We start from the raw sequence: 10559 nt of genomic DNA on the forward strand, positions 1-10559 counted from the left end.
CGTCGTAGCCCCAGCCTGAGGCCAGCTTGGCGACGTCTTCGAGGGGCAGGTCGGCCCATTGGCCGGTGAAGAGGGTGTAGGGGCGGGACATGGTCAGGCTCCTTCGGTGGCGTTGGCGGAGAGTTGGATCAGGGAGCTTTTCGCGGCTGCGGATTCTTCGACGGCGGCCAGGACGTGCTGGATCTGCAGGCCGTCTTCGAACGAGGGTGAGGGGGCCTCACCGGTGGTGATCGCGTGCAGGAAGTCGCGGATCTGGTGGGTGAAGGTGTGTTCCCAGCCGATGATGTGGCCCTGCGGCCACCAGGCGTCCATGTAGGGGTGTTCGGGTTCGTTGACGAGGATCCGCCGGAAGCCTTGTTCCCGGGCTGGAACGGTGGCGTCCAGGAAGCCGAGTTCGTTCAGGGCCTCGAGGTCGAACAGCAGGGTGCCTTGGTCCCCGTAGATTTCGAGTTTGAGGGAGTTCTTCTGGCCGGTGGCCACGCGGGAGACTTCCACGGAGGCGATGGCTCCGGAGGCGAGGGTCAGGGTGGCCCAGGCGGCGTCGTCGACCGTGACGTCTTCGGTGCCGTCGGGGCCGGGGCGGGTGGTGACGAAGGTGTGCAGGCGGCCGGTGACCTCGGTGACGGCATCGCCCAGCAGGTAGAGGACCTGGTCGATGGCGTGGGAGGCGATGTCGCCCAGGGCGCCGGAGCCTGCGGTTTCCTTGCGCAGGCGCCAGGTCATGGGGGATTGGGCGTCGGAGAGCCAGTCCTGGAGGTAGGCGGCGCGGATGTGCCGGACGGTGCCGAGCCGGCCCTCAGCGATGAGTTCCTTCGCGAGGGCCAGGGCGGGGACGCGGCGGTAGTTGAACCCGATCATGGACTGCACCCCCTGGGTCCGGGCAGAAACGGCGGCGGCGGTCATGAGTTCGGCTTCGGCCAGGGTGTTGGCGAGCGGCTTTTCGACCAGGACGTGCTTGCCGGCTTCCAACGCCGCGATGGCGATTTCGGCGTGCATCCAGCCCGGGGCGCAGATGTCGATGATGTCGATGTCGTCCCGGTCAATGACCGAACGCCAGTCGGTGGCTGATTCGGCCCAGCCGTATTTGGCGGCGGCCTCGGCAACCTGGGTGGCGTCCCGGCCTACGAGCACTTTCTGCTCGAAGGCCGGGACGTCGAAGAAACTGGCCACATTCCGCCACGCATTCGAGTGGGCCTTCCCCATGAAGGCGTAACCGATGGCGGCCACGCCCAAGGGGCGCTGCCGGGCACCCGGGCTCTGGTCAGTGTGGGCGGGGGTGGTCATGTGTTGTTTCTCTTTCTATCGCCTTGCGAGCTGCTAGAGGGTGGCGGTTTCGGGCGCCCAGTCCTCGGGGACGGCGGCCGAAACGGGGGCGTTGCTGGTGACGTCCACGAACGAGCCCGACTCCACGGACTCGGAGATCGAGACCATGGTGTCCAGCACGTGGTAGGCGAGATCGCCGGTGGCGCGGTGCGGCACGCCGGCGCGGATGGCACGGGCCATGTCCAGGGCTCCCATGCCGCGGCCGTTGGCCGGACCGGTGGCGGGGATGATCTCGGGTTCTTCCGCGCCGGGACGCCAGAGCTTGAGGTCGCCGTCGAAGTAGTTCGGGTCCGGCAAGGACAGGGTGGCCTCGGACCCGGTGATCTCCACAAAACCCATGCGCAGGCGCGGGGACTCGAAGCTGAAAACGCTGTGGGAGGACTGCCCGCCTTCGAACTGTGCCATCGCGGAGACGTGCGTGGGGACCTCGACGGCGAATTCCTCCCCTGCCTTGGGACCGGAACCGATGATGCGGGTCGCTTTCGCGGAGGAGCCGACGGCGGCCACCTTGCGGACCGAACCGAAGGTCTGGACCAGGGCCGTGAGGTAGTACGGGCCCATGTCGAACAGGGGACCCGCGCCATGCTGGAACAGGAAGGCCGGGTTCGGGTGCCAGGATTCCGGGCCGGGGGTCTGGAACGTGGTCATGCCGGTCAGCGGGGTACCAATGTCGCCGCGTTCGATGATCCGGCGCGCGGTCTGCAGGCCCGCACCGAGGAAGGTGTCCGGTGCGGTGCCGAGGCGGATGCCCGCGGCGTCGGCGGCCTTGAGCAGGCCGAGCCCGGACTCACGGTCGAGCGAGAACGGCTTTTCCGTCCAGACGTGCTTGCCGGCATGGACTGCGGCTGTGGCCACCTCGACGTGCGCTGCGGGGATGGTCAGGTTCACGATGAGCTCGACGTCGGGATGGTTCAGCGCCAGCTCCGGCGTGCCAAACTCGGGAATTCCGTACTCCTTGGCCCGTGCCTCGGCGGCCTCAACGAACAGGTCCGCGATCACGTGGACCTTCAGATCCGGGAACGTAGTGAGGTTGTCCAGGTACTGCTTGCTGATGTTGCCCGCGCCGATGACTGCGACGCCAACGGGACCTTTCTTGGTGGAAGGTGCAAAGCTCATGCCTTGGCTCCTTCCGATGCGGCGCCTGCTGCGGCGGCGTTCAGGTAGTCCAGGCTTTCCGTAATGCCCTGGAAGATGTCACCGGAGTAGTCATCGAATTCCACCACTCCGACCTCGAGGGACGTGGCAGCGGCGATGACGTCCAGTACCGGGATGGTGCCCTGGCCGGCGGGCTGCTGGGCCTTGGTGTCGGTGGTGGCGGGGCCGTCCTTGATGTGGATGAACTTCACGCGGCCGCCCAGACGGGCCAGCAGTTCCACGGGGTCCTGGCCGCCCACGGCAGCCCAGTAGGTGTCTACCTCCAGGACGAGTTCGGGGTCCAGGAGGGTCTCCAAGTACTCCAACGCGGTGGTGCCCTCGATGGTGGACTCGAGCTCCCAGGCGTGGTTGTGGTAGCCCACGCGGATGCCGTATTCGGCGCCCTTCCTGGCCGCTGCGTTGAGCTTCGCGGCAGTGGCCTGGATGTCTTCGGGGGACTGCCAGTGTTCGGCCGGGAGATAGGGATCGATCACCGTGGTGATGCCCAGTTCCTTTGCGGCCGCGAAGATCTCGTCCTGGTCGGCCGAAAGCAGCGGTGCGTGGCCGGAGGGCGCGGTCAGTCCGTTTTCTTTAAGGGCCGCGCCGAGTTCCGGGGCCAACGCCACGAAGTTGTACGGCTCAACCTGCGTGAAGCCGATCTCTGCGACCTTCCTGATGGTTCCAGGCAGGTCCTCCTGGATGGCGTTGCGGAGGGTGTACAGCTGGAGTGAGTACGACATGGGATTCCTTACTGGGTGGTTTTTTCTTGACGTTACGCTTCTGGTGCGGTGCTGGGGAGGCCTAGCGGCCGGCCAGGGAGCCACCGATGCCACCGACGCTGAAGTACTTGTTGAGGGTGGCGAAAACGATGATCGGCGGGAGCATCATCACGACGGCCAGTGCCATGACGGAGGTCCAGTCGGTGGCGTTCTGCTGGAAGAAGGACTGGACGCCCATGGGCAGGGTGAAGATCTCGTTGGAGCGCAGGAACACGATCGCCACGAGGTAGTCGTTCCAGGCAAGGAGGAAGGCGAAGATCGCGGTGGAGAGTACGCCCGGCAGGGAGTTGCGGAGGACCACCTTGGTGAAGGAACCGAAGACCGAGCAGCCATCAATCCACGAGGCTTCCTCAAGGCTGATCGGGATCGAGTCGAAATAGGCGGCCATCATCCAGGTCGCAACCGTCATGGTGGAGCCGACGTAGATGATGGTGATGCCCAGGAGGTTGTCCACGAGTCCCATGCCCGCGAACAGGATGAACAGCGGGACCACGGACGTGATGATGGGCAGGGACTGCATCACGAACAGCAACAGCGAGTAGCCGGAAACGGCTTTGCTGCGGCCGCGGGAGAGCACGTACCCAGCGGGAGCCGCGACGGCAACGGAGACCACTACGGTTGCGAGGGTTGTGATGAGGCTGTTCTGCAGCCAGGTGCCGGCGAGGGTCTTGGAGAAGACGTTGCTGATGTTTTCGAATGTCAGGCCGGTGGTGGTGCTGTTGGGACCTGGTGTGAACGCCAGGAGGACGGTGACCATGATGGGCACCAGGACTATGGCGGTGATGATGAGGATCAGGACGAACCGCCACCACCGTCCGCGCATGCCCGCGTCGGAGAGTACCTTGCGGGTCTTGCCGGTTTCGGCGACGCCGAGGGCCGGGCCCGATTCCGGGTGGGCGTGGAGAACTGCGCTCATTATTCGACGCTCGACTTTCGGATCTGGCGGTACAGGATGACGGAGATGACCACGAGGGTCATGGTCATGAGGAAGGCGATGGCGACGCCGGGGCCGGTGGCGAAGTCCTGGAAGACGGTGCGGTAGGCCAGGACCACCAGGGAGGTGGTGGCGTTGACCGGTCCGCCTCCGGTGAGCAGGTAGATGGTGGGGAAGTCATTGACGCAGAAGATCGTCATGAGAATCCACGAAATATAGGTGGAGCGGGCGATCAGCGGCAGGGTGATCTGGGTGAACTGCTGCCAGCGGCTGGCTCCGTCCATGCTCGCGGCCTCGTACACAGTGTTGTCCACGGAAGCCAGTGCTGCGGAGGTCATCATCATCATGAACGGGAAGGACACCCAGACCTTGAACATCATCACGGTGACTGCGGCGAGCGTCGGATCGGCCAGGAACAGCGGGGTGCCGAGTCCGAGGTTGCGGAAGATCGAAGGAATCAAGCTGTCCGGGGTAGCCACGAGCCAGTTCCAGGCGGTGGACGAGACTACGATCGGGACCACCCACGGCAGGAGCAGCAGGACCTTGAAGGTGTTGCCGGCCGGGATCTTGGTGCGGAGCAGGAGCGCCAGGCCCAGTCCCACCAGCCAGGAACCGAAGACGCCCACAATGGTGAACCACAGGGTGAACTGTGCAGCTTTCCAGAATGCGGCCGAGGACAACACGGTGGCGAAGTTCTCGCCGCCCACGAAGTTCCCCGTCTGCAGGAGGTTGCCGTCGTGGGTGGCCTGGATGGCGGCCTCGATCAAGGGATAGCCGTGGATCAATACCAGGAGGATCACGGAGGGAAGCAGAAGCCAGAAGAAGGTCCTGGTGGCCTGGGCTGACAGTTTGCTCTTGCGCTTGCCGGGGTCGGTCCCCGACCCGCCGGGGGCAACTCCCCGGCGGGCCCGGGCCAGACCGGACTCTGCTGTGGTGCTGGACATGTCCGGTTCCCGTCCCTACTTCTTCAGGACGGACTCGAGGCCGGACTGGAAGGTTTGCAGCGCGGTCTTGGCGTCGGCCTTTCCGGTGATGATCGACTGGCTGAACTGGTTCAGCGCCTGGCCGCCGTCGAGTGCTGCGAGGTTTGCATTCAGGGTGTTGCCCTGGGAAGCGAAGGTCTTGGCGATGGGCTGCCAGTCCTTGACGATCTTGACGTTGTTGGGATCGTCCGCGAATTCGGGAATCTCGGTGATGGATTTGAAGACGGGGAGGGCGGACATCAGTTTCTTCTGCCACAGCTGCTTGAGCTGGCCCAGGTAGTACACCAGGAAGTCCTCGGAAGCCTCCTGGGACGGGGTGTTGGTGTACATCATGATGTTGTTGGGGAAGACGATGGTCGCCTTGTCGCCGTGCGGTCCCTTGATTGGGTCGGCAACGAGCAGGTCTCCGGACGTGTCACCCACCCGCTGCGGGACGTTGACCTGGAAGAGGCCGAACCCGGCCTTGCCGTCCTTCCACTGCGCGGACATGTTGTCAGTGGTGTAGCTGACAGCCGCGGGGTCCACGATGCCGTTGGAAACGAGTTCCAGGACAAACTCCATGGCCTCGACGTTGCGGTCGTTGAGCAGGTCCAGTTCGCCGTCCTTGTTGAAGACGCCGCCCCCGTTGTTCACCATCATCATGATCATCGAGTGGTTGGCGTAGTTATTGCCCGTCCCCGCGCCAGTGGCGAAGCCGACGGCGCCGATCTTCTTCAGGGCCTTGCCGGCTTCAAGGAGCGAGGGCCAGTCGGTGGGCAGTGCCACGTTTGCCTTCTCGAAGAGGGACTTGCGGTACCAGAACACGCGCATGTCCAGCTGCCACGGAACGGCGACGTAGCCCTTGTCCGACTTGAAGGGGTCGAGGACGCCCGGGAGGAAGTCGTCGAACTGCCCGTTGGACTTGAGCTTCTCGATGACCTTGTCCGCGTACGCGATCTGGCCCTGCTGTTCGAACTGGAATGCCTGGAAACCGCCACCGGTGGACACCGCGGGACCGGTCTTGGACGCAATGGCTGACGAGAACGTCTGGTAGAAGTTTGCCCACTGGATGATCTGGTAGCTGGCCTTGCCACCCTTGGCGCCGGAGAAGCCTTCCGCAATGCCCTTGGCGGCGTCGTTGTAGGCAGGGGTTGCCCACGGCATGTCCCAGAACTTGATGCTGCCGCCCGCACCGCCTCCGCCCTGGGATGCGGAACCGCCACCGCACGCGGCCAGAAGCGGAACTGAAGCGGCAGCGGCCGTCAGGCCGAGGAAGCCACGGCGGGAGAAGGAACGGTTTTCTGCGGACTGAACATTCATGATGATTCCTTTCGGGACCGGCTGCAGGCTTTCCTGCGCGGATGTGCCGGTCCAGCTCAGCGTTGAGTAGGGCAAATGCTGTGAATGACTGGTACTGCTGTGGATGGGGTTGGGATGGCGAATCAGGAGAGGGCGGACAGGGATGCCGTCAGCGCCGCGAAGCGATGCAAGTCGGAAGGTGAGGTGCCGGCGTCGAGGTGCTCCTTGAGCCGGCGCCAGGTGGCGCGGTGGGCGGATTCGTACAGCGTCGGAAGGAGGAGTTCGCCCTGCGGGCCCGTGGCCTTGACCGTTGCCGGCCACGCTGCCAAGGGGTCAGGAAGCGTGACGCTGACGCCGCCGTCGTCGGTCAACATGCTGATGCTGACGCCGGCGGGACGCGCGCTGCTGAGGACCCCCTGCAGCGCCGCCGGCGCGCCGTTGGCGAGCCGCCCGGACACGGTGTAGCCGTGCGCTCCGCTTGCCACGACGCGAAGGTTCTCAAGGTGCCCGGTCAAGCGCACGACGGCGGCAAGGTGGTCGGCCAGCAACTCACCGGAGCCGGTGCCCGCCGGAGCCGTGGCGACCGAGTCGAGGACGGCGGCGCGGCCGGCCATGGCCCGGACTGCGTCCTCGGCGCCCGGGACAGCGGGGTTCGAGGCCCAGCGCTGGTCGAGGACGACGGCGCTGCCGTTGGTTTCCGCTGCCTCCAGGAGGTCGCTGACGCTTTCCGGTGCGGGATTCACCACGACGATGCCGCGGGCACCGCCGTCGATCGCCCTGGCTGCTTCGGCAGTCCACCCGGGTTGTCCCGGGAGGACTGCGACGTCCGCTGCGGACCCGGCCGCTGCGGACCCGTCCGCTGCGGACCCGGCCTCTGCGGGGCCGAACGACGCCGGAAGAGAGGCGACGGCTAAGTCGACGGCTCCGGCGTCCCGGGCCTCCGGCGTCGCGTGGACGGTGTACTGCGGGCTCATGCGTGCGCTCCTTCGCGGACGGGCTGTCCGACGTTGTGATCGGCGTCGACGGCGGCCACGGTGGCTTCGGCGATGTCCAAGGCGAAGGTGAGGTCGTCGATCAGGTTCTGGGCGGACGGCGGCTGCTTTGCCCCCGCAGCGAGGGCGGTCAGTTCCCGCCACTCGCCCTCGTAGCCGTTGTGGTCGAACGGTCCGTGCACGGTTGTTTCCCCGGCGCGGCTGAATGTGGCGGTGGCCGATCCCGCCTGCACGTAGGAGGGGGTGAAGTCGATGCGGACGGCGGCGTCGTTGGAGAAGGCTTCGAAGCTCCATTCCGGCTTCCACGTGTTGTTCATGGCGGCGCGCAATTCGATGGTCCGGGTCGGCGTGCGCAGCGAGATGATGTAGCCGAACGGGCGGACGATGCGGGCTTCGAGCACTTCCACCAGGGCGAAGTCCGGGGTGAAGCGGCGGACCAGCGGGAGGTCATGAATGGCCAGGCCCATGATGCCTCCGCGCAGCATGCCCTTGATGACCTCGGCGTCGGTGTAGTCGGGCGTGCCGGACGCCGGGCGGGTGATGATCTCCGTAGCGAAGTCCTCAAAGCGGGCATTGGGTGGGAGGACGATCGAGGAGCGGATAGTGTGTGCTGTCTCGGGGAGGTCGCCCCAGTTGGCTTCGGCGGCCAGCCAGCCGGGATCGAAGGTGTGCATGGCGCCGACGATGATCGGCACGCCGGTTTCCTGGCTGACAGCCGAGATTTCCGCGGCTTCTTCCGCATTCCAGACGAACGGCTTCTCGCACAGAACGGCCTTCTTGCCGGCCCGGCAGGCGGCGATGACTTGTTCTGCGTGGAATTGGTGCGGGCTGCAAATGGCGACGACGTCCACCTCAGGGTCGCCCAGGAGTGCTTCGATGCTGGTGCTGTGGGTGGCGCCGACCCGGGCGGCGACGGACTCGGCAACGGCGGCGTCGACGTCCATGATGTGGCGGACGGTCAGCAGGTTGCGGAGCCGGGCGAGTGATGGCAGGTGGATTGCCTGGGTAACGGGGCCGGCGCCGAGGATGCCGACTCCGAGGGTTCGTTCTACAGCGTGGTTGGCGGTCATGCTCCACCTCCTTGTGTGCGAAATCTATGCGCTTTAATCGCTGAGCAGTACTAATCAAAGCGCGTAGATGTGACCTTGGCAACACCTTTCGCCAAAAAAGTGTCAAAAGTTTGAACTTCGCTGGCATTAATCGGAAGAGGGGCGGCCGGGCAGGGGTGAGCCAGGTCGTTTTTCGGCGGGCAGGGCTGAGCAGCCGAAGCGGCTGGGGAGGCGGCCGCCTGGCCGGCGGGCGCCGTCGTCGGGCTGTTAGCGGACCTGGTTTCCCGGCTGTGCCTGGCAGCCGCAGCTTTCGCGGATCATCAGCTTGACCGGAAGCTGGCGGGTCACTGCTCCCTTGCCCGGCTTGGCCACCTGGTCGATCAGGATCGAGGCGCCGGCGCGGCCAAGTTCCACCAGCGGCTGGCGCACGGTGGTGAGGGATGGTCGGTTCACCAAGCCGGCCACCAGGCCGTCGAAACCGGTGACCGCGATCTGCCCGGGCACATCGATGCCGGCAGCGGCCAGGGCGTCCATGTAGGCGAGGGCTTCTTCGTCGGTGGAGCAGACGAGCGCCTGGGGAAGTTTTCCGGCAGCCACGAACTCCGCGACGGTGGAGGCGGCGAAATCCGCGAGGTGGCCGATGGGGGCGGTGTCCACCGTGCGAAGGGGAAGGCCCGCCGCGACCATGGCGCCGGCGTACCCGCTGAAGCGGTGTTCCTTGTCCGGGAACCCCTTGGGGCCCACGAAAGCGATGTCCCGCAGGCCGTGGACCTCAACCAGGTGTCCGGTCAGCTCGGCCATTCCGCCTTCGTTGTCCACCGAGACGCCGTGCAGGCCGGTGTTGTTGATCGGAATGGACAGTTCCACCACGGGGATGCGCCGGGAAATCCGCATCAGGACATCGTCCGGCACGGTATTGGGGAACACGGCCAGGCCATCCACCCGGCCCGCGATTCCGGCGAGGTCGGCTTCGCCGGCAGCGCCCTTGGCGTCACCGACCATCAGGACATAGCCGCGCCGCCAGCACTCCACCTGGACGCCCCGCTGAACCTCGTCATGGTAGAGCGGAAACATGCGGAAGTCTTCGTTGGCCTCGTCCCCGAAAGGCGTCTGTGAATCCGGCTGCAAACCACGCTCGCGGGCATAATAGGCGAAGGAAAACAACCCGATGGCACCGGTCTTGCCGCTGGCCAGCCCCCGCGCGCTGGCACTGGGAAGGTAGCCGAGCGCCCGCGCTGCCTCTTCGACGGCCTCCCGCGTGGCTGGCCGGACCTTGTGGGGCTGGCTGAACGTAAAGGACACCGTGGCGATCGAGACGCCCGCCCGTGCGGCGACGTCATAGACCGTGGGGCGCTTGGCCACGCTTGTTCCTTTCCCCTGAAAACCCGTGTGGTCCAAGCATTCCACGAATACCGGCCGGGCTTATAAGGGACCGCATCCGGCGGCGCGAACGTACAGTTGAGGCCCCGGAATCCTGGAAAACAGGGCCTCAACTGTACGTTCGCGCAGAGGGTTACTGCTGGAAGGCGGCGTCGAAGCTGGCGGTGGGGGCGGGGTAGTCGTATTTTTTGAGGTTGGCGAGGGCTTCGGGGGCGCCGTGGAGGCGGTCCATGCCGGGGTCTTCCCATTCGATGCTGATGGGGCCGGTGTAGCCGATGGCGGTGAGGGCGCGGAAGGATGCTTCCCAGGGGACGTCGCCGCGGCCGGCGGAGACGAAGTCCCAGCCGCGGCGGGGGTCGCCCCAGGGTAGGTGGGAGCCGAGGATGGTGTTGCGGCCGGTTTGGCGGAGCTTGGTGTCTTTGCAGTCGACGTGGTAGATGCGGTCTTTGAAGTCCCAGATGAAGGAGACGGGGTCGATGCCTTGCCACATCATGTGGGAGGGGTCCCAGTTCAGGCCGAAGGCTTCGCGGTGGCCGATGGCTTCGAGGGTGCGGACGGTGGTCCAGTAGTCGTAGGCGATTTCGGAGGGGTGGACTTCGTGGGCGAAGCGGATGCCGTTCTCGTCGAAGACGTCCAGGATGGGGTTCCAGCGGTCGGCGAAGTCCTGGTAGCCGGCGTCGATGGTTTTTTCGGGGACGGGCGGGAAC

Annotated in this window: 10 protein-coding genes; all 10 read right to left on the reverse strand. The window is 65.7% G+C overall.

Features of this window, described 5'->3' with window-relative positions:
- Window positions 1-93: 93 nt before the first annotated feature.
- Window positions 94-1284 (reverse strand): Gfo/Idh/MocA family protein, encoded by a 1191-nt coding sequence (locus tag D3654_RS12100; protein ID WP_120521750.1) that lies wholly within the window; start codon window positions 1282-1284, stop codon window positions 94-96.
- Between the two features lie 33 nt (window positions 1285-1317).
- Window positions 1318-2439: a Gfo/Idh/MocA family protein gene (locus tag D3654_RS12105; RefSeq protein WP_120521751.1), complete on the reverse strand. Its 1122-nt coding sequence runs from the start codon at window positions 2437-2439 to the stop codon at window positions 1318-1320.
- Entirely contained in the window at window positions 2436-3197 is a 762-nt protein-coding gene (locus D3654_RS12110) for a sugar phosphate isomerase/epimerase family protein (protein WP_120521752.1), read from the reverse strand. Before D3654_RS12110 ends, D3654_RS12105 begins: the two co-directional genes overlap by 4 nt.
- Window positions 3198-3258: 61 nt before the next feature.
- Window positions 3259-4152, reverse strand: a complete 894-nt coding sequence (locus D3654_RS12115; protein WP_120521753.1) for a carbohydrate ABC transporter permease — start codon at window positions 4150-4152, stop codon at window positions 3259-3261.
- Window positions 4152-5114: a carbohydrate ABC transporter permease gene (locus D3654_RS12120; RefSeq protein ID WP_120521754.1), complete on the reverse strand. Its 963-nt coding sequence runs from the start codon at window positions 5112-5114 to the stop codon at window positions 4152-4154. Before D3654_RS12120 ends, D3654_RS12115 begins: the two co-directional genes overlap by 1 nt.
- 15 nt (window positions 5115-5129) lie before the next feature.
- On the reverse strand, window positions 5130-6452 hold the full coding sequence (locus D3654_RS12125) for an ABC transporter substrate-binding protein (protein ID WP_074591628.1): 1323 nt from the start codon (window positions 6450-6452) through the stop codon (window positions 5130-5132).
- A gap of 122 nt (window positions 6453-6574) precedes the next feature.
- Complete coding sequence (locus D3654_RS12130; protein ID WP_120521755.1) at window positions 6575-7405, reverse strand: hypothetical protein; 831 nt, start codon at window positions 7403-7405, stop codon at window positions 6575-6577.
- A complete protein-coding gene (locus D3654_RS12135; protein WP_120521756.1) occupies window positions 7402-8493 on the reverse strand; it encodes a Gfo/Idh/MocA family protein in 1092 nt (363 codons plus the stop codon). The genes D3654_RS12130 and D3654_RS12135 overlap by 4 nt, the downstream gene beginning before the upstream one ends.
- 246 nt (window positions 8494-8739) lie before the next feature.
- Window positions 8740-9834, reverse strand: a complete 1095-nt coding sequence (locus tag D3654_RS12140) for a LacI family DNA-binding transcriptional regulator (RefSeq protein WP_074591634.1) — start codon at window positions 9832-9834, stop codon at window positions 8740-8742.
- A gap of 151 nt (window positions 9835-9985) precedes the next feature.
- Window positions 9986-10559 (reverse strand): sugar phosphate isomerase/epimerase family protein (locus D3654_RS12145; RefSeq protein WP_162943722.1); only part of this gene is annotated, 574 nt, incomplete at its 5' end.

The sequence above is a fragment of the Arthrobacter celericrescens genome, from assembly GCF_003614925.1.
Classification (GTDB): Bacteria; Actinomycetota; Actinomycetes; order Actinomycetales; family Micrococcaceae; genus Arthrobacter; species Arthrobacter celericrescens.